The organism is Comamonas serinivorans (genome assembly GCF_002158865.1).
In the GTDB taxonomy this organism is placed as follows: Bacteria; Pseudomonadota; Gammaproteobacteria; order Burkholderiales; family Burkholderiaceae_C; genus Comamonas_E; species Comamonas_E serinivorans.
This window is the reverse complement of the sequence record NZ_CP021455.1, coordinates 4,277,184-4,299,602: the sequence shown is the minus strand read 5'-3', so window position 1 is coordinate 4,299,602 and position 22,419 is coordinate 4,277,184. Positions and strand designations below refer to the sequence as shown.

Here is a 22,419-nt window from a genome sequence, read left to right as displayed (position 1 = left end):
ATCATCATCGACGATGCGCCCATACTGCCTGATATCAGTCAATTCATCGCCGATGGCCACGTGACCTGTCATCCCGCAGTCGTCTGGCCACGCAGGCATGACCGGTGCAGAGGAACTGACAGGTCTGGGCACTGTCATGCCCCGCTGGTGCACGCGCATCAGGCAGGTGGAGGAGGCCCGCCGGGCAAGAAAAAAGCGAGGTGAAAACCTCGCTTTTTGGCCGCCGGTCAGGTGCCGGCGACTGCCATGTGGAGCGGGAAACGAGGCTCGAACTCGCGACCTCAACCTTGGCAAGGTTGCGCTCTACCAACTGAGCTATTCCCGCATGGTGGACGAGGCCCTTGAGTGTTGCCAATGCCAGTATGGCAAGGCCCTCGTCACCGTTAAATCGAAGGCGTGAGTATACCCGAAAAAATCAACCCGCCGCACGCTTGGCCAGAATTTCGAACGCGGGCAGCGTTTTGCCCTCCAGCACCTCGAGGAAGGCGCCACCGCCGGTCGAGATGTAGCCCACGTCCTGTTCGATGCCGTATTTGGCGATCGCGGCCAGGGTGTCGCCACCGCCCGCGATGCTGAAGGCCGGCGAGGCGGCAATCGCGCGTGCGATGGTTTCCGTGCCGCGGGCAAAAGCGTCCATCTCGAACACCCCCACAGGACCATTCCAGACGATGGTGCCCGCGGACTTGAGCATCTCGGCCAGCTTGGCGGCGGTTTGCGGGCCAATGTCCAGGATCAGGTCGTCGGCCGCCACATCGCTGGCTGCCTTGACGGTTGCCGGGGCGTCGGCCTTGAATTGTTTGGCGACCACCACGTCCGTGGGAATGGGCACGGCCGCGCCGCGCTGGGCCATGGCGTCGATCACGGCCTTGGCGTCGTTCACCAGGTCGGCTTCGGCCAGGCTGTTGCCAATGGGCAGCCCCGCAGCCAGCATGAAGGTGTTGGCGATGCCGCCGCCCACGATGAGCTGGTCCACCTTGTCGGCCAGGCTCTGCAGGATGGTCAGCTTGGTCGACACCTTGGAGCCCGCCACGATGGCGACCAGGGGACGCTTGGGACTGGTGAGGGCTTGTTGCAGGGCGTCCAGCTCGGCCGCCAGCAGCGGGCCGGCGGCGGCCACGGGGGCGAACTGCGCAATGCCGTAGGTGGTGGCTTCCGCGCGGTGGGCGGTGCCGAAGGCGTCGTTCACATAGATGTCGCACAAGGCTGCCATCTTCCGGGCCAGGTCTTCGTTGTTTTTCTTTTCACCCTTGTTCACGCGGCAGTTTTCCAACAGCACCACCTCGCCGGGCTGCACCGGCACGCCATCGACCCAGTTGGCGATGAGCTTGACCTCGCGGCCCAGCAGCTCGGACAGCCGCCGCGCCACCGGCGCGAGCGAGTCTTCGGGCTTGAACTCGCCTTCGGTGGGGCGCCCGAGGTGGCTGGTCACCATCACGGCAGCGCCTGCGTCGAGCGCCAGCTGAATGCAGGGCACCGAGGCCCGCACGCGCGTGTCTTCGGTGATCTGGCCGTCGTCCGACAGCGGCACGTTCAGGTCGGCGCGGATGAACACGCGCTTGGCTTGGGCTTGGCCCTGGGCACACAGGTCGGAAAAACGGATGACGTTCATGGCAGGCAATGGGGGTAAGGGATGGGACAAACCCGCCATTTTCGCAGACTGGTCCGCGTGAGCTGTCACCGTGCCGGGTCGCAGACACGCGTTCGGCGCGCACCGCAGACCGCCTCGTGCGCGGACCGGCGTCGCAGGGTGGACAATCCGCGCCTTTGTGTTGTCAATGGCGGGCCTGTTCAGCCCCACACCTCATGCGCACGTTCAGCCTCAGCGATTTCGATTTTCACCTTCCCCCGAACTGATTGCCCAGCACCCCGCGCCCGAGCGCACGGCCTCCCGCCTGCTCGACGGCCGCGAGGAGGCGCTGCAGGACCGCATCTTTGCCGACCTGCCCGCGCTGCTGGCGCCCGGCGACCTGCTGGTGCTCAACGACACGCAGGTCATCAAGGCCCGTGTGCACGGTGAAAAGGCCTCGGGCGGCAAGCTGGAAATCCTGGTTGAGCGGGTGCTGCCGGGCCACCAGGTGGTGGCCCACATGAAGGTGAGCAAAAAGCCCCCGGTGGGGGCCACGCTGCACCTCGCCGGCGGCGCCGACCGGGGCGGGTTCGACGCCCGCCTGCTGGGGCGCTGGCCCGATGCCGATGGCGCGCTGTTCCACCTCCAGTTTCCCGCCGAGCCCCATGCCTTGCTGGCGGCGCACGGCCACATCCCCTTGCCGCCCTACATCACCCGGCCAACCGGTGGCGATGCCTTGGACGCCGACGAAGACCTGCAGCGCTACCAGACGGTGTTCGCGCGCAACCCCGGAGCGGTGGCCGCGCCCACCGCCTCGCTGCATTTCGACCAGGCCCTGCTGGATCGCCTGCAGGCCATGGGCGTGCAGCGCGCCACGGTGACGCTGCACGTGGGCGCCGGCACGTTTGCCCCGGTCAAATCCGAAAACATCGCCGAGCACCAGATGCACAGCGAGTGGTACGACGTGCCCGTGGCCACGCAAGCGGCCATCGCCGAATGCCGCGCGCGGGGCGGCCGCGTGGTGGCTGTGGGCACGACCAGCGTGCGCACGCTCGAGTCCTGGGCGCAATCGGGCCGCGCGCAGGGCGACACCACCATTTTCATCACACCGGGCTTTGCCTTTCAGCGGGTTGACCTGCTCATCACCAACTACCACCTGCCCAAGAGCACCCTGATGATGCTGGTCAGTGCGTTCGCAGGTTACGAGCGCATCCAGGCCATCTACCGCCACGCCATTGCAGAGCGTTACCGCTTTTTCAGCTATGGCGATGCCATGCTGCTGGCACGGGCCCAGCCCGGCGCTTGAGGTGGCGCCCATGGCCGCTGGCGGCCAAGCCGTGTCCCCGACTGGCGTTGCTGGCCGCTCTGGCGGACAGCTGCCGCCTGACGATGCGGGATAATCCCGGGTTCCCTGGCTGCACGGTGGCCGGGTTTTGTCACGCAGTCCAGCACCGCCTCCAGGTGCTTGTTGAGAAGTCATGAGCACGTTCAAGATTCCCCAAGACGCCTTCACGCAGGAGTTGCAGGCCATTGGTCGCATGATCGACAAGGACCAGTTGCGCAAGGCCGCCACGTCGTTGAACCTGGCCCGTGCCGAGCGCCCCGCCGACGCGCGCGTGCTGCTCATGGGCATGCGCCTGGCCCAGAAGGCCGGCAACCTGCCCATGGCCATCAAGTCGGCGCGGCAGGCGCTGCAGATGGAGCCCACCTGGCACGTGCCCATGATCGAGCTGGCCCAGATGCTGAGCCAGTCCCACCAGGCCGAAGAGGCCATGACCTTGGCGCGCAAGGCGGCGCGGCTCGAGCCCGAGAACTTCCAGGTGATGCTGAGTGCCGCCCAGGTGGCCGAACGCTGCAACGCCGATGAAACCGTGGTGTGGGCGGCCAAGGCGGCCGAGCTGCAGCCGCAGCGTGCGGACCTGAAGTACGCGCTGGCCAACAAGTACGTGCACCGCCAGCAGTGGGACGAGGCCATGGCGATCTATGGCCCCATGCTGGAGGCCAACCCCCATGACGTGAACGGGCTGCTGGGGCGCCTGTCCGTCGCCTTCGGGCGCAAGGACACCGCCCAGGCCCAGGCCGATGCCGACACGCTGCTCGAGCTGATGCCGAACGACGAGACCATCCAGTTCTGGCATGCCCAGGCGCACGGGGTGGTGCCCAGCAGCCAGCCCAAGCAGCTGGTGGCCCACCTGTTCGACGAGATGGCGGGCCAGTTCGACCACACCCTGGTGCAAGGCCTGCAGTACAAGCTGCCCGAAAAAGTGGCGCAGATGCTCGTCGACCTGCACCCTGACCGCAAGTTCAACCTGCTGGACCTGGGTTGCGGCACCGGGCTGCTGGGCCTGTACCTGCGCCGCATCCAGGGGCACATCATCGGCGTCGACCTGTCGACGGAAATGATTCGCCAGGCGGCCAAGCACAACATCTATTCGCGCTTCCACACCGTCAACCTGGTCGATGCCCTGCGCGAAACGCCGTCGGACACCTACGAGGCCATCACCTGCCTGGATGCGCTGATCTACGTCGGTGACCTGACCACCGTGGTGCCGAACGCGCTGCGGGTGCTCAAACCCGGTGGCCATTTCATCTTCTCGTGCGAGGTGGCTGGTGAAGACGAGGCCGACCTGGTGCTGCGCCCCTCGGGCCGCTATGCGCACAAGCAATCGAAGGTCGAGCAACTGTGCCAGGACGCTGGTTTTGCCTACGTGCACATCGAAGCCATGCCCAAGCTGCGCATGGAAGGCGGCGAGCCGCAAAAGGGCTTCCTGGTGGTGGCGCGCAAAGCCGTGGTCTGACCGCGGATTCGCCCGCACGCGCAGCCGCACAGCGGAGCGCACGCGATGTGCGCCAGGACCGGCGTGACCTGCTCGTCAGGCTGGGTGACCTGCATGTCTTCAAGGGGTATGACTGAATTCTCGTTCGTCACTGAACGGAAATGGAGTCATACCCCTTTGTCATGCTGAGCCGGCCGAGCCATGAGCAACGCGTAGGCTCTGGGCGTGGTGCGCGTCCACCGCTGTCCGCATCGCGAACCCGCGGCATCGCACTCAGCGCGATGCCCCCGCACCGGCAACGCAACCAGCCGCTGGGCCAACCCAGGCTGTTGCGTGTTTGCGGCGCGGATGACCGCGGTCAGGCAGGGGCCGCCCGCAACCTGTCTCGCCAAGCCTTGGCAGGCCTTCCCTGGCCCTGCCTGGCCGGGCCCCGCCGGCATGGCACCATGCGGCCCATGCCCAGCACCTGTTCTTCCGCCGACCTGCACGCCCGCGCTGCAGCCCCCGTCACCACCCGCGCCCAGGGCGTCACACAGCGCCGCGATCGCGTTCGGCGGTCGCCGCACAGCGGGCAGATCGGCCACAGCACCCACGGTAGTGACGACGCCGGTGGTCTGGTTGATCCGCAGCAGGATGTTGCTGCCGGTCTGAACGTGCGCGGTTGGCGCACCGCGCTGCGCCGCGGGGCGCTGGCCCTGGGGGCCTTGCTCGCCGCCAGCGCGCCGGTGCAGGCGCGGGACTACAGCAGCATCGGCAGCTGCGGCCCCTACCCGCGCCTGGCCATCACCAGCCCGGCCGGCACCTGCGTCGCGCTGGTGGCCGACGAGGCCCACGGCCTGCGCTTTCCGCGCCGCGTGCTCGAGGTCTCGCCCGGGCGCCTCTGGGTGCTGGACATGGGCAGCTGGCTGCCCGGCAAAGGGCAGCTGATCGAGCTGCGCCTGCCGCCCGACGCGGCCTTGCCCGCCAACGCGTCGACCACGGCCAAGCGCGTCGAGGCCAAGGTGCTGCTGGACCGCCTGGACCGCCCGTCGGGCCTGGTGCGTGGCCGCGATGGGCGGATCTACGTCGGCGAAGCCGGGCGCATCTGGCGCACGGCCGTGCCGGCGCTGGGCCAGCCGCCTGTGCCCGAGGTGCTGCTGGACCCGCTGCCCAGCGACGGCGCGCACCCGCTCAAGGAGCTGGCCGTGGCGCCCGATGGCCAGCTCTACGTGAACCTCGGCTCCAGCACCGATGCCTGCCGCGGCGACGACCAGAAGCTGCCCATGCCCTGTCCCGACCGCCGTGCCGTGGGCGGCAAACCCCGTGCCGCCGTGTGGCGCCTGACCCTGGCCGAGGGCAAGACCGGTCCAGCTGCCGTGCAGCGTTTCGAGCCCTTTGCCCAGGGCCTGCGCAACTCCATGGCCTTGGCTGTGCTGCCCGATGGCCCGGCCGCCGGCAGCGTCTGGCAGGGCGAAAACGGCATCGACTACACCGACGCGAACCACCCGCCTGAAGAGCTGAACCGCCTGCAGGAGGGCGGCGACTATGGCTGGCCCTATTGCATCGGCAACCGCCAGCCCGCGCGCGGCTACGAGCAGCGCGTGGACTGCAGCACCACGCAGGCGCCGCATCTGCTGTGGCCGGCCCACGTCGCGCCCGTGCAGCTGTTGGCCACGCCCGCGAACAGCCCGTTCCAGGGCCAGCTGCTGGCCGCCTGGCATGGCCCGGGCGCCGGCGGTCAGCGCGTGGTGGGCCTGGCGCGCGATGCGCGAGGCCTGCCGAGCGGCGCGCCCATTGACTGGCTCAGCGGCTGGTCGGCCCGCAAGAACCCGGATGGGAAAAGCCTGCGGCCACGCGGCCGCCCCACAGGCCTGGCACTCGACCAGGCGGGCCGGTTGCTGGTGGTGGAAGACTTCAACCGCAGCCTGCTGATGCTGATGCGTGAAGACGGGACGTTGAAGAAATGAGGCAGTATGGTGCAATGGCTGATTCGTTGATATCGAATTTCTGCTCGTACTGTGGTTGAGTGCGGTGATGTCCGACAAGGACGGGACGCGGTTCGCATGCAGAAGGCCGATGCAGGTCCGCTGTGCTGAGCCGGCCGCGCCGCCATCGATGGCGTGCTGCCGCTGCGTTCACCCGCGAAGGGATGGTCTGCGCCGTCAAGCGTTGGGCACGCCATTCGGCATGCCGTTCGACATGGGCAGCGCGGCCCATGCCGCCGCACGCTGAGCAGGCGACCAAGTCCGGTGCCAAGCCGGTGCCGGCGGCACTCTTGCGACAATGGCGGCTTTGCACGCCCTGCGTTCACCGCCCGCGATGGACGCCGCACCCGCCATGCCCGCCCTCACGTTCGACCTGCTTGCCACCGACCCTGCCAGCCACGCGCGCCGTGGCCGCCTCACGCTCAACCATGGCGTGGTGCAGACCCCCATCTTCATGCCCGTGGGCACCTACGGCACCGTCAAAGGCGTGATGCCGCGCAGCCTGCACGACATGGGCGCGCAGATCATCCTGGGCAACACCTTCCACCTGTGGATGCGCCCGGGCCTGGACGTCATGCAAAGCTTTGGCGGGCTGCACGGGTTCGAGCAGTGGGACAAGCCCATCCTCACCGATTCGGGCGGCTTCCAGGTCTGGAGCCTGGGCGCGATGCGCAAGATCACCGAAGAGGGCGTGCATTTCCAGAGCCCGGTGAACGGCGACAAGCTGTTCATGTCGCCCGAGGTCAGCATGCAGATCCAGACCATCCTGAACTCGGACATCGTCATGCAACTGGACGAATGCACGCCCTACGAGACCAACGGCCACAACACCACCGAGGCCGAGGCGCGCCAGTCCATGGAGATGAGCCGCCGCTGGGCGCTGCGCTCCCAGGCCGAATTCGAGCGCCTGGGCAACCCCAACGCGCTGTTCGGCATCGTGCAGGGCGGCATGTTCAAGCACCTGCGCCAGGAGTCGCTCGAAGCCCTGGTCGAGATGGACTTTCCGGGCTATGCCGTGGGCGGCGTCAGCGTGGGCGAACCCAAGGACGAGATGCTGGACATCATGGCCCACACGCCGCATCGCCTGCCGGCCCACAAGCCGCGCTACCTGATGGGCGTGGGCACGCCCGAAGACCTGGTGCAGGGCGTGGCCGAAGGGGTGGACATGTTCGACTGCGTGATGCCCACGCGCAACGCGCGCAACGGCACCATCTTCACGCGGTATGGGGACCTCAAGATCCGCAACGCGCGCCACAAGACCGACCACCAGCCCATCGACACCACCTGCAGCTGCTACGCCTGCGCGGGCAGCCCAGGCGCTGATGGCGCAGGGTTGAGCTGGGACCAGGGCGGCCGCGCCGGCTTTTCGCGCGCCTACCTGCACCACCTGGACCGCTGTGGCGAGATGCTCGGCCCCATGCTCACCACCATCCACAACCTGCATTACTACCTGAACCTGATGCAGGAGATCCGCGATGCCCTGGACGCCGGCACCTTCGCGCAATTCCGGCTGCGTTTCCAGCAAGACCGCGCGCGCGGCGTGTGAGGCGCATGGCGCGGGCCGCGATCCAGCGCGGAGGTCGCGGGGGGTCACCGCGGCGTGGTGTGTCGGCCACGGTGCGCCATGGCCAAGTGCCCGGGAACAAGCGGCAAGGGGCAAGGGGACCGCGTCGCGTTGCCGACTTCACGGTGCCGGCGAGAGCGGGGGACCGTCAGGCACTCGGACCCAGGCGGTCGGCCCCAAGACGCTGCGCTGCGGGCCACGCGGCCGGCATGCCGCATGGGTGCGCGGAATTTCGCGGTCCCCATGGGCGAGCCGGGGCGCACAACATGCAGGGAGTAACCATGGACAACCGTTCTTTGAAAAATGGCGTTGAGTGCATACTGCCGAGGTGTCTGCCATGAGCCCGGGCGACTCGCGCCTGCAGCCTGAGCCCGCTCAGCCCCGGCCTGACCGCCCGCGGCGTGCCGGTCCAGGGCGCAGGGCGCCCCGCGCGCTCTGGCCGCTGGTGGCCTCGTTGCTGATGCTGAGCGGATGCGCCACGCAATGGCAGGGGGGCGAGCAGGGCCTGCCCCGGCTGGTGGTGCAGAACAAGGCGCTCACGCCCGACAACGGTGGGCGCGAGGCGCGCGTTGAAGACCTGCAGGCGGGCGACATCCTGCTGTCGGCCGGCTCCGGCCTCAACGCCGTCAGCATCCGCGTGTCCACGCTGTCGCCGGTCAGCCATGCGGCCTTGTACCTGGGCGAGGGCCGCGTCATCGATGCCGTGGGCAGCGGCGTGCGCGAGGTGCCGCTCGATGTGTTCGTGGACGAAGCCAGCGCCGTGGTGGCCTTCCGCCATCCGGGCATGCGCCCCGATCACCTGCCCGCGTTGACCGCGTTTGCGCAGGACCAGGTGGGCCAGCCCTACAACCTGACCGGCATCGTGCTGCAGGCGCCGTTCACGCTGGAGCGCCGCCTGTGCGAGCTGCCCGTGCTGCCCGGCCCGGTGCGCGATTTCTGCCTGCGCGGCATCGCGCTGATCCAGCTCGGGGTGGGGCCCAGCGACCGCTTTTTCTGTTCGCAGCTGGTGCTCGAGGCCTACCGGCGTGCCGGCTTGCCCCTGACCGATGCCGACCCGCGCCTGGCCACGCCGGTCGACCTGCTGCACATGCGCGAAGGCGACGTGCCCTCGGTGCGCACGCACCAGGCCCTGCGCTACGTGGGCCACCTGAAGCTGCCCGACGAAACCGGGCCAGGGCGCGACGCCGACAGCGTGCAGGCGATGTCGGGCCAGTGAGGCCGGCCTGCGCCCTGCGGTTGCGCGGCATCGCGGCGTGCCCCTCGCTGTTGCGGTGTTGCGGTGTCCGCCGTGACGCGCTGGTGATCGACGGTTGAGGCGTGCATGCACGGGGCGCAGCTTGTCGTGGTGGCGTGCACCTCGACGACCTCCCAGCCCGCCGCCTTGGCGTGGGTTGCTGCTCAGATGGGCGTGCAGCTGGGTGAGGGGGAACACCTGGGCACGCACCTGTTCCCCGACCCGTCAGGCCTTGCATGCTGGCGTGTGTCGACCGGCGCCGGCCGCGCGCGGCGTTTCTCGCAGCTCCCCCAACGTGATCGCCGGCTTGTTCAACGGGTGCGGCGTGCGCGTAGACGGGCGGGTCGCCTCAAGTGGTGGTGTGAGTGCGCAGTATGAGTGAAATGTCGTTTTCTCAAACACGACAGTGGCCGCATACTTCATGAAAGTCCAGACCGGGTAGGTGCCCGGTCTGGGTGCGCTGCAGGTGCGCGGGGGACTCAAGCCCTTGGGCAATGCGGCGCCAGCCGACATTGCGCGGGCCCATTCGGGGTGGGGGGCTCGCCACATCGGGCGGGCACTCCCCGGGTGTGGGTCAGCCGTTGCGGGCGGTGGCTTCGGGGCGGTCGCCGTCGGTGCTGGTGCCGGCCGTGGCGCGGCTGTCGCGGCGGATGGACACCGTGCCCAGGGCGCGTGCCTCGGCCAGGTCGGCTTCGTGGCGGTCGCGCAGCATCTTGGCCAGCGTGAAGGTGCAGCTGATCAGGTACAGCCAGCACACGCCCAGGTAGCCCTTGTAGGTGATGTCGAGGTTCATGCGGTACAGGCCCCAGGCCGTCAGCAGCATGGCGCCGCCGAACCCGCCCCAGACCACCATGAGGAACAGCGGCGTGTCGGCCTCGCGCCCGTCGAATTTCGCCGCTTCGGCATCGCGGATGAACTTGGCCAGCACAAAGCCCGAGCTCAGGCAGAAGAAGTAGCCCAGCACCATGAAGGCGCGGTCCATGTTCTGGCCCGGTAGGTTCCACAGCCCGATGGTGCACAGCAGCAGGGCGGCACCGAACGAGGCCCAGACCTGGCCTTGCCAGGCCGATGTGTCGCGGCGGATGAGGGGTTGCATGGCTGTCATCGCTTTCGTTGAAGAGGACATGGCGCGACTGTGCGGCCGCACCGGCGCCCGCGCCAGGGCTGGCGTGCTGGGTGTCGTGCGGCGCAAGCTTGGGCATCGTTTGACGCTACTTTGGGCGCGTCATGGGCGGGGCGCGAGCTGTTGGCGAGGCCAGTCCGATTCGCCGCAGAGCGCGGTGGCGGCCGAGCCGCGGGTGGACGGCGGCTGGGCGGCGGTTGGGGCCGAGGCTGTGGGGGTAGCCGAGCAGGGGTGTGGCGGGATGGGACAATCGCCGGGATGCCACGCCCTCGCTCTGCTGCTCGGACCCCCGCTTCCGCACCGACCCAGCCCGCACCGGCCGCGTCTGGCGCGGCGGGAAAGTCGGACCAGGCGGGCCAGCCGGGTGCTGGGGCGAAGCCAGGCTCCGCGCCCAAACCGGCCACGGCCCAGACCGCCGTGGCGCGCGGCCTGGCCAAGCTGGGTCTGACGCGCGACGTGGACCTGGCGCTGCACCTGCCGCTGCGCTACGAGGACGAAACCCGGCTCACGCCCCTGGCCCAGGCCCGCGAGGGCGACACCGTGCAGTTCGAGGCCACGGTGGTCGAGCAACAGGTCAACTGGCGACCACGCAAGCAACTGCTGGTGCGCGTGCAAGACGGGGACGCCGAGGCGCAGCTGCGCTTTTTCAACTTCTACCCCTCGCAGCAAAAGCAGATGGCCGAGGGCCAGCGCCTGCGCATCCGCGGCGAGGTGCGCGGCGGCTTCCTGGGCTGGACCCTGATGCACCCCCACGTCAAGGCAGCCGGCGGCGCGCTGTCGGCGGCGCTCACGCCGGTCTACCCCACGGTGGCCGGTCTGGCGCAGCCGGTGCTGCGCAAGGCCGTGGACCAGGCCCTGCTGCGCTTCAGCTGGCCCGAGCTGGTGCCCGCCCGCCTGCTGTCGGCCATGAGCCCACAGCCACCCTGGCGCATGGTGGATGCGCTGCTGTTCCTGCACCATCCGGCGCCCGACGTGCCCCTGGCCGCCCTCGAAGACCACAGCCACCCGGCCTGGCAGCGCCTCAAGGCCGAGGAGCTGCTGGCGCAGCAGCTGTCCCAGCAGCTGGCGCGGGCGGGCCGGCAGGCGCAGCGCGCACCCGGCCTGCCGACCGAGCCCGGCGGCCTGCAGGATCAGCTGGCCGCCAGCCTGCCCTGGTCGCTGACGCCCGCGCAGGTGCGGGTGACGGCCGAGATCGCCGCCGACCTGGCCAAGCCCGTGCCCATGCACCGGCTGCTGCAGGGCGACGTGGGCGCCGGCAAAACCGTGGTCGCGGCGCTGGCCGCCGCCGTGGCCATGCAGGCGGGCTGGCAGTGCGTGCTCATGGCGCCCACCGAAATCCTGGCCGAGCAGCACTTCGCCAAGTTGGTGGACTGGCTTACGCCGCTGCTGGCGCCGCGCGGCCAGTGCGTCGCCTGGCTGACCGGCAGCCAGAAGAAAAAAGAGCGCGAGGCCGCGTTGGCGCAGATCGCCAGCGGCGAGGCCGCGCTCGTGGTGGGCACGCACGCCGTCATCCAGCAGCAGGTCGTGTTCCAGCGCCTGGGCCTGGCCATCGTCGACGAGCAGCACCGCTTTGGCGTGGCCCAGCGGTTGCGATTGAGGGGTATGGCGGGGTCTGCGTCTGAAGAAGATCGAGAACAGGCTGATACTGCGGTTGCTCAGATGGAGCCGCACCTGCTCATGATGAGCGCCACGCCCATCCCGCGCACCCTGGCCATGGCCCACTATGCCGACCTGGACGTGTCCACCATCGACGCGCTGCCCCCCGGGCGCACGCCGGTGATCACCAAGCTGGTGGCCGACTACCGGCGCGACGAGGTGATCGCCCGCATCCAGGGCCAGCTGGCGCAGGGCCGGCAGGTGTACTGGGTGTGCCCGTTGGTCGAAGAGAGCGAGGCGCTGGACCTGCGCAACGCCACCGAAACGCACGAGGAGCTGCAGGCCGTGTTGCCCGGCGTGAACGTGGGCCTGCTGCACGCCCGCCTGCCGGTGGCCGAGAAAAAAGCCGTCATGGCGCAGTTCACGGCGGGCGACATGGGCGTGCTGGTCAGCACCACGGTCATCGAGGTGGGCGTGGACGTGCCCAATGCCAGCCTCATGGTGATCGAGCATGCCGAGCGCTTCGGCCTGTCGCAGCTGCACCAGCTGCGCGGCCGCGTGGGGCGGGGGGCGGCGGCCTCGGCCTGCGTGCTGCTGTATTCGCAGCCCGAAGGCGGGCGCTTGAGCGAAGCCGCGCGCGAGCGCCTGCGCGCCATGGCCGAGACCAGCGATGGCTTCGAGATCGCGCGGCGCGACCTGGAGATTCGCGGCCCGGGCGAGTTCCTGGGCGCCCGGCAGTCGGGTGCGCCGCTGCTGCGCTTTGCCGACCTGACGCAGGATGAGCACCTGCTCGACTGGGCGCGGGACACCGCCGCCGCCATGCTGCGCGAGCACCCGCAGCAGGCCCAGGCGCTGGTCGCACTGTGGCTGGGCGGGCGTGCCGATTACCTGAAGGCGTGAGCGGGGGAGGGGCTGCTGGTCGAAGGAAGACCAGGCGTCTGGCGAGAGACCACGGAGACATTCGCCCAGGCCGCTTCAGGCCCTGCCGGTGGCGGCGCTGCACCCGGGTGTTCAGCGGGGCTTACACCGGGTCCGCGTCAACGCGCCGATCGGCATTGCAGCAAAAACGTGGGGATTCTGACTTGGAGGAGTATGGTGCATGGGCCGATGGTGTTGAATCGACTTTGGTGGGGTACTGCTTCTTCAGCCATGCCGCAACGTCAGCACGGCCCGCATGACGGCGGGGTGGTGGGCCAGCGGCACGTGGGGCACACCGCGGTGCACATGCGAGTCGGCGCCGGCCAGCAGGGCGGTGTGGGCCGGAAACACCATGTTGTCGGTGTTGGAGGCCCAGCAGGCGAACAGCTGGCGCGGGATGGCGAGCGCGTCCAAGTCGGCGTTCAGCCGCGTGACCCAGTGGCCGCCATCTTCGGCCCGGCGCATCTGCGCGCCCAGCGGCCCCAGCGCCCAGCGCGCCAGGCCGGTGCCCGCGATGGGCGTGGCGATCAGGGCCACGCGGTGCACGCGGTCGGGCCAGCGCAGGCCTGACCGCGCCTCGTGCCGCAACCAGGCGCGCACCACCAGCCCGCCCATGGAGTGGGCCACGATGAGCGGGGGCTGGCCCGTGGTGGCGATGACGTGGTCCACGGCGGCGCTCAGCTCGGCGGCCTGCGTGTCGAGCGGCGCAAACGGCTGGCGCAGGCTCACGGCCATGAACGGCGCGCCCTCGGCGGTCAGCCGCTGCAGCCAGGGGTTCCAGAACCCGCGGTTGGACACGAAGCCGTGCACGAACAGCACGGCGCGCTGTGCCTGCCGCTGATCGGGCATGTCCGGCACGTCACGTCGGACTGGCTGCCCCGATGGGGTGTCTGGTGCGCCGCGTGAGGCCTGTGGCGCACCGGCATGGCCGGCCGTGGCCTGCGGCAGCAGGTCGGGCCAGCGCCCTTCGCGAAAGGGCTGGCGCCAGAAGAACACCGCGGGCGCGGCCCAGCAGCTCCAGAGCCAGGCGCGCACGGCGACCAGGCGTGTGGCCGGATGCAGCGGGTCCTGGCGGTCGTGAGGGTCCGGGGCACCCAAGGCCGTGCCGGAGGGCGAGGGCGCGCTGGCCGGCGCCATGCGGGAGGCGGACCCACCCTGTGCGGCACCTGGCGCTGCGCCGGGCGCCGAGCCTGCATGGGAGGCAGGCGTGGCTGCCGTGGCTTCTGCAGCTTGGGGTTGAGCGGTGTGGGCGATTCGGGGGCCGGTGCCATCCCGGCGCTGAAGGTGCTGCCGCCACGCGCGGCGGTTGCCTTGCTGGGCCAGGGCCATCTGCAGGGCCAGCACCCCTGCCCACCAGCCCACCAGGGCCTGAAACGCCCAGGCGGCGGCCAGCAGGGGCGTGTGGGCGCCGAGCACGCCACCCGCCACCGCGCTCAGGCCGCACAGCGCGAGCAGCAGGCGTTGGCGTCGGGCGATGGGCGAGGTCGGGGTCATGCGGTCTGCGCGGGGCCGCTCACGCGGGCGGGGTGCGGGGGGTGCTCATGAACAGGGCCGGCCGCGGGCGTGCCGGGTTGTCAGCCCTGCAGCGCCAGGGGCCGGGCCGGGCATCGCCCGCAGCGGGATGCTGGGGCATGATGAAGACCGCAGAGTCGGAAATGCTGGAGTATGGTTCCATGGTCGTTTAGATGAAAACGGCAATCACCCCATACTCAAGGTCTCAAGCGCCATCCACATCGAAGCAAGGCCGGCCACGCGGCGGGTCCGCAGGCCTGCTGGCCTGCGCCGACCGCGATGGGCCCACCGCCCTCACCACCTGCCGGCTTCCATGCGGATGGCGACCTCGCAGTCGTCGAAGATCTCCAGCTTGACGATCTTCACGCGCACGCCGTGCACGCCGGGCAGCTGCATCAGCCGCGCGCACAGCTTGCCGATCAGGCTTTCCAGCAGGTTCACGTGTTCGGCCGTGCACTCGTCGATGATGATCTGCCGCACCTTGCGGTAGTCCAGCACGTGCTTGATGTCGTCGTCCTGCGGGACCAGCGGCTGTTCGCCCAGGCTCAGTTCGGCGTCCACCTGAATCGGCTGCGGCGCTTTTTTCTCGTGGGCCAGGATGCCCAGGCTGGCCTGGAAGCGCAGGCCGGTCAGGCTGAGCACCTGGCCGCCGGTGCGGTGGGCGAGGGCGTCGGAAGGGGATGCGGGGGTCATGCGGGGGCAGAAGAAGGGGCAGAGGGGGTGAGGCCTGTGGCGCGAAGGCGGAAAACCTCCACGCCCACGGCCGCGGTGTCGGGGTAGACGTCGGGCTTGCTGCTGGCCACGCGCACGGCCACCACGGCGGGATGGGCCAGCAGGCGCTCGGCCAGGGCATCGACCAGGGTTTCCTGCAGCTGCAGGTGGCCGCGTGACAGCAACGCTTGGGCTTCGGCGCGCACGAAGTCGTAGTCCACGACTTCGGCCAGTTCGTCCCCCCGCGGCGTCGATTGGGCCAGCGGCACCCAGAGGCTGACGTCCAGCCACAGGCGCTGGGGCGCGTTGCGCTCGAACGCGTGCACGCCGATGCGCGCCGGCAGCTCCAGGCGGTTCAGGAACAGGCGCCGGCATTGGCGCAGCAGGGCCAGTTCGGTTTCGGCAAAGGACAGGACAGGGTTCATGGCGAAGGCGGTGAAAAAGAGGCCGGTGGTCGGCACGTGCGCCGGTCGGGGGCGGCCCGCGCGGTCATGCCGAGCCGGGCAGCACGCCGGCCTGCAGGTGGTCCACGGCGAACATCACGTCACGCCCCAGCGGCACCAGGTGCTGGCCGTTGTCCACGCGCACGGTGGTGCCGGTGCAGGCGGCGGCCGTCGCCAGGTAGACGGCCGCGCGCGCCACGTCGGCCGGGTCGATGGGCTGTTGCAGCGCGTTCACGCGGCTGGCGCGGGCGAAATTGTCCTCGCTTTGCGGCCCGCTCAGGTACATCAGGCCCGGGGCCACCGCGTTCACGCGCACCTGGGGCGCCAGCGCCTGGGCCTGCAGCACCACGGCGCGCTCCAGCGCCAGCTTGGTCAGCGTGTACGAAAAGTAGTCGGGGTTGAGGTTGAACACCTTCTGGTCCAGCACGTGGATGACGCTGGGGCGGGCGGTCGCCTCGTGTTGCGGGTCATGGACAGCATCACCCGGTTGCCGTTGCGCATCAATCGCGTGCCAGAGCAAACTCCCCAGCTGCATGGGGGCGATCAGGTTGACCTGCAGCTGCTCGGCCAGCAGGTCCGGCGCCAGGTCGCGCCCCGTGTCGGGCTCGAACAGCGAGGCGTTGCAGACCACGGCCTGCGGGGCGCGGCCCATGGTCGCGCAGGCCTGGGCGAACCAGCGCGCCACGGCGCGGGCGTCGCAGAGGTCGCCCTGCACGGTGTCGGCCCGCACGCCGCGGGCGCGCAGTTCGGTGCACAGGGCCTGTGCGGCCTCGCCCGAGCGCAGGTGGTGCACGCAGACGTTCCACCCCGCCGCGGCAAAGGCCTCGCACACGGCCCGGCCCAGGCGCTTGGCGCCCCCGGTGACCAGCACCCAGGGCGTCATGCCCAGCCTTTCGGGCCGGTGCGGCGGTGGTGAACGAGCGGAATGGGCATGGTGAATGGGTCGAAGGCGGGCGGGGTCTGGCCCGGGCGGTGGCGCGGCCTGGGTCGGATCGCGGGGCGGCGCTCCAGACGCCCCTGCAATTCGCTCCGGACGGGCGGACCGATGCGGCGGCGGCCTGGGCGACAATGCCGCCGTGACTCGCAAATCCATTCTAGCCAGCCCCTCCGCGGTGCCTGAGCCGGCCTCTCCCCAGGGCCTGGTGTCGCCCTTGTCGGCCGAGTGGCTGGCGCGCCTGCAGCCCGAGGCCGAGCAGGGCTTCATCCCGTTTGACCGCTTCATGGCGCAGGCGCTGTACGCGCCCGGCCTGGGCTACTACAGCGGGGGGCGCACCAAATTCGGCGCCCTGCCGCAGTCGGGCAGCGACTTCATCACGGCGCCCGAGCTGTCGCCGTTGTTCGGCCAGGCCGTGGCCGTGCAGGTGGCGCAGATGCTGGCCGAGCTGGGCAGCGACGAGGTCTGGGAGTTCGGCGCCGGCAGCGGCGCGCTGGCCGAGCAGGTGCTGGGCGCGTTGGCCGAGCAGGGCGTGCGCGTGGCGCGCTACCACATCGTCGACCTGTCGGGCAGCCTGCGCGCGCGTCAGCAGCAACGGCTGTCGGCCTATGGTGAGCAAGTATGCTGGCACGACCGTTTGCCTGAAAACGTGCAGGGCGTGGTACTAGGCAACGAGCTGCTGGACGCCATGCCCGTGCAGCTGCTGGCGCGCGTGAACGGCGCCTGGCACGAGCGTGGCGTGGTGCTGCACGACGGCGCGCTGGTCTGGGCCGACCGGCCCACCGCGCTGCGCCCCCCGGTCGAGGTCGAGGGCGACCACGACTACGTCACCGAGGTCCACCCCCAGGCCGAGGCCTTCATCGCCACGCTGGCCGAGGCCTTTGCGCGCAACCAGGCGGCCGGCGGCCCCGGCGGCTGCGCGCTGCTGCTGGACTACGGCTTTCCCGAGGCCGAGTACTACCACCCGCAGCGCAGCACGGGCACGCTGGTCTGCCACCAGCTGCACCAGGTCGACGACAACCCGCTGATCGCCGTGGGCGAGAAGGACATCACGGCGCACGTCAACTTCACCGGCATCGCGCTGGCCGCGCAGCAGGCCGGCATGGCCGTGCTGGGCTACACCTCGCAGGCGCATTTCCTCATCAACTGCGGCCTCACCGAGCGCATGCAGGCCGCCGCGCTGCCCCAGCGCGCCCAGGCGATGAAGCTGATCGCCGAACACGAGATGGGCGAGCTGTTCAAGGTGCTGGCGTTCACGTCCCACCCCGAATTCGCGGCGCTGGGGTTTGCGCATGGCGACCGCAGCCACCGGCTGTGACGCCCCATCCAGGAGATGTTCATGACCACAGGCGTGCTGTTGTTTGACGACGTGGAGGAGCTGGACTTTGTCGGCCCCTGGGAGATGCTGACGATGTGGCAGCAGGTGGCGGGCGGCCCGCCCTGCGTCACCGTCAGCGCCACCGGCGCGCCCGTGCGCTGCGCCAAAGGCCTGTCGGTGGTGCCGCAGCACAGCTTCGCGACCTGCCCGCCGCTGGATGTGCTGCTGGTGCCCGGCGGCCAGGGCACGCGCCGCGAGGTCGGCAACCCCGAGCTGCTGGCCTTTGTGCGCCAGCAGGCGGCGCGCGCTCAGGCCGTGCTGTCGGTGTGCACGGGTGCCTTTGTGCTGCACGCGGCCGGCTTGCTGAGCGGCAAGCGCGCGACCACGCACTGGGCGTCGTTGCAGCGCTTGCGTGATCTGGGCGACGTGAACGTGGTCGAGGCCCGCTGGGTGCGCGATGGCGACACCTGGACGGCGGCCGGCGTGTCGGCCGGCATGGACATGGCGCTGGCCTTCATCGCGGCCACGGCCGGCGAGGCGGTGGCCGGCAAGGTGCAGCTGGCGGCCGAGTACTACCCCGACGGGGTGCGCCACGGCGGACCGGCGGCCCACACCCTGGCGCCGCGGTATGCGCACACGGCGGGCGAGTCGCCATGATCCGCTGGGTCATCGTGGTGTTCCTGGCGCTGGTCGTCCTCAACGGCCTGACGCCCTGGCTGCGCAAACTGGGCCTGGGGCGGCTGCCCGGCGACTTTCGCTTTCGCCTGCTGGGCCGCGATTGGGACATCCCCCTGGCCAGCACGCTGATCCTGTCCGCGCTGCTGAATTGGCTGGTGCACCTGGTGTGACGCCGCGGTCAGACGCCTTTCGGCGCCAGACCAGCAGACCACTCAACCCGGGTAGCGCACGGGGCACCGAACTCGGTCGTGGCCGGGGACACGCGCTCCTGGGTCAAGCGCACGTCGTGCGCGCCTGACCATGAAGACGCAGGTTTGAAATACGGGAGTATGGGTCCAACTGCGTTTCATTTAAAACGAAAATTAGGTGATACTGCTTGCTGACGTGATGCCTGCGTCAGCTCCGCTTCAAGGCACGGGGTTGCCGGCGTACGCACGCTGGCATGCCGGCCAGCAGCAGCCCCAGCAGACCGAGTGCGCCGGCCTGCAGCGAGGGCACGGGTTGCACGGCCGGGGTGGGCGCCACCGGGACCGAGGTGGCCGTCACCAACAGCGAGGCGCCGTTGTTGCCGATCACCTGTTCGCCGTTCACCTGGGTCACCTGCACCTCGATGGGCTGATCGGTGAACGCGGCCGTGGCCAGGGCGCTGAAGCTGAGGGCGGCCGCGCTGCCACCGGCGGCGATGGCGGACAGCGGGCAGGTGAAGCCTGTGGCCACCGCGGTGCAGCCCGCGGGCAGGGTGGCCGCATCCAGCGCCAAGCCCGTGGGCAGGACGAGGGTCAGCACGCCATCGGTGCTGCCCAGGTTGCCCTGGTTGCGCACCGCCACCTGGTAGCTGCCGGTTGCGCCGACGTTCAGCTGGGCCGGGCCCGTCAGCGTGCTGGTCAGGTCGGGCGCGCCGGATGCGGACACGAGCAGGGTGGCGCTGTTGTTGCCCGTGTTCACTTCGCCGGTGACGCCGCTCACCTCGGCCGAGATGGCCGCGTTGGCCAGCACGGCCGTGGCGCGAACGTCGAAGTCGAGCGCCAGGGTGCCACTGGCCGCCAGCGCGGACAGCGGGCAGCTGAAGCCCTCGGGTGGCGTGGCAGACGGCGTGCAGCCGGCGGGCGCGTTCACCAGTGCCAGGCCGGCCGGCAGCGTGACGGTGACCAGCCCATCCGCGCTGGCGGCCTGGTCGGCGTTGGACACCGTGAGCCGCACGCTGTGCGTGGCGCCGATGTTCAAGGCGGTGGCGCCCGCCAGGCTGGGCGTGAGGTCGGGCACGTTGGCCACGGGTTGCTGGCAGGCGCCGCTGGGGTCGGTGGCCGCGGCGTAGAAGGCGCGGGCAATGGCCGTCGACTGGGCGGGCTGGTTGAGGTTGAACTGGGTGGCGTCGGCCACGAAGAACAGGCAGGCGCCGTGGCCGCCGTTGGACGCGGCTTGCGGGATGAACAAGCCATAGGCGTTGGTGACGGTGGCCGGGGCCGGCGATGCGACCGCGGCCGAGGTGTACAGGGCGTAGTCGGTGGGGACGGGCGACATGCGGCCCCAGAACTGCCCCCGGATGGACGGCAGCACCGCCTGGAAGGTGGCCGCATACAGCGATTGCTGGTTCAGCGGCGCGGTGATGTCGCCACTGGTGGGCGTGGCGGTGATGGGGCTCCAGGCCGCCGGCCGGATGGCGTTGATGGCGGTGGTGAACCGGGCCAGATTGGCGGGGCAGCCCGGGGCGGTCGAGCCATCGACGAAGCTGATCACCATCAGGTCGGGCCGGGTTTTCAGCGCCTCTTCGACTTCGGCCCAGCGGTTGGCCTGGGTGGCGCTGCACACGGTGGCGAGGATCAGCATCCGAGCGTCGGCGATGTCGCCGGTGAGCGACGCCGTGCCCGACAAGGCGCCGGTGCGGTTGACGAAGGTGCCTGCCGGGGCCACCGCCTCGAAGGCGTTGCGGGCGTTGGTGAGGTAGCCGTTCCAGCCGGCGTTGGCCGATTCATCCGAGCTGATGAACAGCACACGGTCCTGGGCCTGTGCGGCCAGGGGCGCAGCGAGCACGGCCAGCGCCAGCATCCAGGTGGCGTGAAGGGCGGGGCGTCGGGGAGCGAAGGAGACGAAGCGGTGCAGGGTGAACGAGGCGCGCATGTCGAAAAGCGGCCCTGCCACCCCGGGCCACGACGGTGGGCTTGGGGTGCAGGGCGGTTGCGGTTGTCGGAAGGGAAAGGAGGTCAGGTCAACGGCCCGCAGCCACCAACCACCCGGCGTGCCCCATCGGCATGCCCGGGGGCTGGCCTCAGCGCGTGCGGCGGCGACGCCAGCCGACACCGCCCAGCAGGCCGGCCAGCGCGGCCAAGGCCCACGCATCCAGGGTGGGCACGGGCTTGGCGGTGGCGACCGGGGCCCGTTGCGATTGCAGGTACCAGTGGCTGCCGACCTGCACCAGGCTGTAGCGGAAACCGCCCACATCCAGCGGGCTGTTGGCCAGCGTGAAGGTGCCGGATGAGTCGCCATCCACCTGCACAACCAGGATGCCGTCGCCTGTGGTGGCTGCGCCGGCGCCGCCCAGGTTGCGCACGTCGAGCTGGGTGTTGCCGCCGTTGACGTTGTCGCCGGTGATGTGCAGCACGTCGGTGGGCGAGGCGGAGTCGCCCAGCGCGGTGTCCAGGCGCACGGTGCCGCCGCCACCGGTGTGGTTGCCACCCACAGTGAAGGTGTCGCCGGTTTGCGGGGTGGTGCCGCTCAGATCGACCAGGCCCGAGATGTTCTTCACGTCACCCGTCACAGTGCGCGAGGCGCTGGCGGCTTCCAGCGTGCCATTGCTTTCCAGGTTCAGCGTGGTGAGCGTGGCGTCGGCGTTGAGATGCCACACGGCCGCGTCCGCCAGGGTCACGGTCAGGGTACTGGTGCCGTCTTGCGTGCTGGTGCCGGTGTAGCCGCCGCCATGGGCGGTGAAGTCGGCCTCCGCACCGGATGTGGCGTGCCACAGGGTGGTGGCGGTGACGGTGGCGTTGGTCAGCGTGGTTTCGGGGGCGATGGCGCCGGTGTAGGTGAAGCCGGTGACAGCCGCCATGGTCAAGCCGGGGCCAGCCACCAGCGGCGTGGCATGGGCGCTGCTGATGACGACGGCGCTGCCCGTGGGGTGGTTCAGCGCCGAATTGGGGCCGATGCTGACGGTGGCATTGCCTTGGATGTTGGCGGCCGATGCGCCATTGGGGCCGACGTTGATGCGCAGCCAGCCGTCGATGGTGGATTCGGCATTGGCATTGGTCAGCAGGCCGATGGAGTTGGTGCCCTCCACCCGGATGTCGGTGTTGCCGGTGCCATGCAGGCGGGCGCTGTCGGTCAGCACGCGGATGCCGTTGCTGCCGGTGTCACCGGGAATGGCCGGGTCTGGGGGAGCCGCGGGGCGCGCGGTGAAGTCGATGTCGGCGCTGGTGTAGTGGATGGTGCCGCCGCCTTCGGCGCTCAAGCCCCGGTGCCCGCTGCCGCCGGTGTGGCGGATGGTGGTGTGGCCGCCGATGGTCACCAGCCCCGTGGCGCCATTGGCCATGACGGCACGTCTGAATTGCCCCGCAGCCGACATGGTCACCGAAAGGGGGCCGGCGATGTCGACCGTGCCCCCGGTTGCCGATTGCCCCCCGGCCGAGATGCCGTACGAGTTGGCGCCTCCGCGCTGGATGACCGTGACGCCGCCTTGCGCGATCACATGCCCGCCGCTGAAGGCCGAGACCACGCCTTGGCCACCGGATGAGCTGACGTTGCCGGGGTTGACCGTGACGGTGTTGGCCACGGTCAGCGTGCTGCCTGCCCCGCTGGCCAGCAAGGTGTTGTTGGCGTTGCCCGAGCCCAGATAGCTGGAACCGTTGGCCAGGCACGTGTCGCCAGCGATCGGGGCCTGCGCCCGATCGGCGTTGTCCACGCAGGCGGCATGTGCCAGTTGCGCACTGGCCGTCAGGGCCATGACCAGGGTCCAGCGAGCGCGCGATGCGGGGCGATTGCGGCGGATCATGCGTTGATTTCCCATCATTTGTTACCAAATGCCGCGTTTGTGCCAGAGCGTGCCGAATGTGTCCATCGGTTTTGACCGCCCGTCGTCGCCTCATGCCC

Annotated in this window: 16 protein-coding genes, 1 tRNA gene and 1 pseudogene; 9 read left to right on the top strand and 9 right to left on the bottom strand. The window is 70.0% G+C overall.

Annotated features, from left to right (window positions below; genetic code table 11):
* Window positions 1–249: 249 nt before the first annotated feature.
* Both CCO03_RS18400 and CCO03_RS18395 read right to left on the bottom strand, forming a co-directional pair.
* Window positions 250–325: transfer RNA gene (locus tag CCO03_RS18400), tRNA-Gly, on the bottom strand.
* 90 nt (window positions 326–415) lie between these two features.
* Window positions 416–1,609, bottom strand: coding sequence for a phosphoglycerate kinase (locus CCO03_RS18395; RefSeq protein ID WP_087283441.1), 1,194 nt, complete (start codon window positions 1,607–1,609; stop codon window positions 416–418).
* A 194-nt stretch (window positions 1,610–1,803) separates the two neighbouring features.
* On the opposite strand from CCO03_RS18395, the pseudogene queA reads away from it, so the two are divergent.
* The 5 genes and pseudogenes from queA to CCO03_RS18370 all read left to right on the top strand — a co-directional run bounded on the left by queA (window position 1,804) and on the right by CCO03_RS18370 (window position 9,088).
* Window positions 1,804–2,873, top strand: a pseudogene (gene queA, locus CCO03_RS18390) (tRNA preQ1(34) S-adenosylmethionine ribosyltransferase-isomerase QueA).
* A 172-nt stretch (window positions 2,874–3,045) separates the two neighbouring features.
* Entirely contained in the window at window positions 3,046–4,365 is a 1,320-nt protein-coding gene (locus tag CCO03_RS18385) for a methyltransferase domain-containing protein (protein WP_087283439.1), read from the top strand.
* A gap of 434 nt (window positions 4,366–4,799) precedes the next feature.
* Window positions 4,800–6,290, top strand: a complete 1,491-nt coding sequence (locus CCO03_RS18380) for a PQQ-dependent sugar dehydrogenase (protein WP_087283437.1) — start codon at window positions 4,800–4,802, stop codon at window positions 6,288–6,290.
* Window positions 6,291–6,660: 370 nt separating this feature from the next.
* Complete coding sequence (gene tgt, locus CCO03_RS18375) at window positions 6,661–7,854, top strand: tRNA guanosine(34) transglycosylase Tgt (protein WP_087284916.1); 1,194 nt, start codon at window positions 6,661–6,663, stop codon at window positions 7,852–7,854.
* Window positions 7,855–8,209: 355 nt separating this feature from the next.
* Window positions 8,210–9,088 carry a YiiX/YebB-like N1pC/P60 family cysteine hydrolase gene (locus CCO03_RS18370; protein WP_087283435.1) on the top strand — a complete coding sequence of 293 codons (879 nt, stop codon included), beginning with the start codon at window positions 8,210–8,212 and terminating at the stop codon, window positions 9,086–9,088.
* Window positions 9,089–9,680: 592 nt separating this feature from the next.
* Here CCO03_RS18370 and CCO03_RS18365 read toward each other — a convergent pair.
* Window positions 9,681–10,211, bottom strand: coding sequence for a YiaA/YiaB family inner membrane protein (locus CCO03_RS18365; protein WP_257789721.1), 531 nt, complete (start codon window positions 10,209–10,211; stop codon window positions 9,681–9,683).
* A 276-nt stretch (window positions 10,212–10,487) separates the two neighbouring features.
* Between CCO03_RS18365 and recG the strand changes: the two genes are divergently transcribed.
* Window positions 10,488–12,725, top strand: a complete 2,238-nt coding sequence (gene recG, locus CCO03_RS18360; RefSeq protein ID WP_087283433.1) for an ATP-dependent DNA helicase RecG — start codon at window positions 10,488–10,490, stop codon at window positions 12,723–12,725.
* Between the two features lie 243 nt (window positions 12,726–12,968).
* Here the strand turns inward: recG and CCO03_RS18355 are convergent, their stop codons facing one another.
* The 4 genes from CCO03_RS18355 to CCO03_RS18340 form a co-directional block, all read right to left on the bottom strand.
* Window positions 12,969–14,237: an alpha/beta fold hydrolase gene (locus CCO03_RS18355; protein WP_087283431.1), complete on the bottom strand. Its 1,269-nt coding sequence runs from the start codon at window positions 14,235–14,237 to the stop codon at window positions 12,969–12,971.
* Window positions 14,238–14,549: 312 nt separating this feature from the next.
* Complete coding sequence (locus CCO03_RS18350) at window positions 14,550–14,948, bottom strand: dihydroneopterin aldolase (RefSeq protein WP_087283429.1); 399 nt, start codon at window positions 14,946–14,948, stop codon at window positions 14,550–14,552.
* Window positions 14,945–15,391, bottom strand: coding sequence for a dihydroneopterin aldolase (locus tag CCO03_RS18345; protein ID WP_087284912.1), 447 nt, complete (start codon window positions 15,389–15,391; stop codon window positions 14,945–14,947). The genes CCO03_RS18350 and CCO03_RS18345 overlap by 4 nt, the downstream gene beginning before the upstream one ends.
* 64 nt (window positions 15,392–15,455) lie before the next feature.
* A complete protein-coding gene (locus CCO03_RS18340) occupies window positions 15,456–16,292 on the bottom strand; it encodes an SDR family oxidoreductase (RefSeq protein ID WP_087283427.1) in 837 nt (278 codons plus the stop codon).
* 193 nt (window positions 16,293–16,485) lie between these two features.
* On the opposite strand from CCO03_RS18340, the gene CCO03_RS18335 reads away from it, so the two are divergent.
* Genes CCO03_RS18335 through CCO03_RS18325 form a run of 3 tightly spaced genes read left to right on the top strand, consistent with a single transcriptional unit; the run spans window position 16,486 to window position 18,509 of the window.
* Window positions 16,486–17,661 (top strand): class I SAM-dependent methyltransferase, encoded by a 1,176-nt coding sequence (locus tag CCO03_RS18335; RefSeq protein ID WP_418236032.1) that lies wholly within the window; start codon window positions 16,486–16,488, stop codon window positions 17,659–17,661.
* Window positions 17,662–17,682: 21 nt separating this feature from the next.
* Window positions 17,683–18,318 (top strand): DJ-1/PfpI family protein, encoded by a 636-nt coding sequence (locus tag CCO03_RS18330; protein ID WP_087284909.1) that lies wholly within the window; start codon window positions 17,683–17,685, stop codon window positions 18,316–18,318.
* Window positions 18,315–18,509: a DUF2905 domain-containing protein gene (locus tag CCO03_RS18325; RefSeq protein ID WP_087283425.1), complete on the top strand. Its 195-nt coding sequence runs from the start codon at window positions 18,315–18,317 to the stop codon at window positions 18,507–18,509. Before CCO03_RS18330 ends, CCO03_RS18325 begins: the two co-directional genes overlap by 4 nt.
* A gap of 226 nt (window positions 18,510–18,735) precedes the next feature.
* Here the strand turns inward: CCO03_RS18325 and CCO03_RS18320 are convergent, their stop codons facing one another.
* Window positions 18,736–20,457, bottom strand: a complete 1,722-nt coding sequence (locus CCO03_RS18320) for a DUF11 domain-containing protein (protein ID WP_157667797.1) — start codon at window positions 20,455–20,457, stop codon at window positions 18,736–18,738.
* A gap of 148 nt (window positions 20,458–20,605) precedes the next feature.
* Entirely contained in the window at window positions 20,606–22,321 is a 1,716-nt protein-coding gene (locus CCO03_RS18315) for an IPTL-CTERM sorting domain-containing protein (protein ID WP_157667796.1), read from the bottom strand.
* Window positions 22,322–22,419 lie beyond the last annotated feature (98 nt).

Coding starts and splice junctions, on each gene's coding strand:
- CCO03_RS18395 (WP_087283441.1), bottom strand. CDS start 1,609: ATGAACGTCATCCGTTTTTCCGACCTGTGTGCCCAGGGCCAAGCCCAA.
- CCO03_RS18385 (WP_087283439.1), top strand. CDS start 3,046: ATGAGCACGTTCAAGATTCCCCAAGACGCCTTCACGCAGGAGTTGCAG.
- CCO03_RS18380 (WP_087283437.1), top strand. CDS start 4,800: ATGCCCAGCACCTGTTCTTCCGCCGACCTGCACGCCCGCGCTGCAGCC.
- tgt (WP_087284916.1), top strand. CDS start 6,661: ATGCCCGCCCTCACGTTCGACCTGCTTGCCACCGACCCTGCCAGCCAC.
- CCO03_RS18370 (WP_087283435.1), top strand. CDS start 8,210: ATGAGCCCGGGCGACTCGCGCCTGCAGCCTGAGCCCGCTCAGCCCCGG.
- CCO03_RS18365 (WP_257789721.1), bottom strand. CDS start 10,211: ATGACAGCCATGCAACCCCTCATCCGCCGCGACACATCGGCCTGGCAA.
- recG (WP_087283433.1), top strand. CDS start 10,488: ATGCCACGCCCTCGCTCTGCTGCTCGGACCCCCGCTTCCGCACCGACC.
- CCO03_RS18355 (WP_087283431.1), bottom strand. CDS start 14,237: ATGACCCCGACCTCGCCCATCGCCCGACGCCAACGCCTGCTGCTCGCG.
- CCO03_RS18350 (WP_087283429.1), bottom strand. CDS start 14,948: ATGACCCCCGCATCCCCTTCCGACGCCCTCGCCCACCGCACCGGCGGC.
- CCO03_RS18345 (WP_087284912.1), bottom strand. CDS start 15,391: ATGAACCCTGTCCTGTCCTTTGCCGAAACCGAACTGGCCCTGCTGCGC.
- CCO03_RS18340 (WP_087283427.1), bottom strand. CDS start 16,292: ATGACGCCCTGGGTGCTGGTCACCGGGGGCGCCAAGCGCCTGGGCCGG.
- CCO03_RS18330 (WP_087284909.1), top strand. CDS start 17,683: ATGACCACAGGCGTGCTGTTGTTTGACGACGTGGAGGAGCTGGACTTT.
- CCO03_RS18325 (WP_087283425.1), top strand. CDS start 18,315: ATGATCCGCTGGGTCATCGTGGTGTTCCTGGCGCTGGTCGTCCTCAAC.
- CCO03_RS18320 (WP_157667797.1), bottom strand. CDS start 20,457: ATGCGCGCCTCGTTCACCCTGCACCGCTTCGTCTCCTTCGCTCCCCGA.
- CCO03_RS18315 (WP_157667796.1), bottom strand. CDS start 22,321: ATGATCCGCCGCAATCGCCCCGCATCGCGCGCTCGCTGGACCCTGGTC.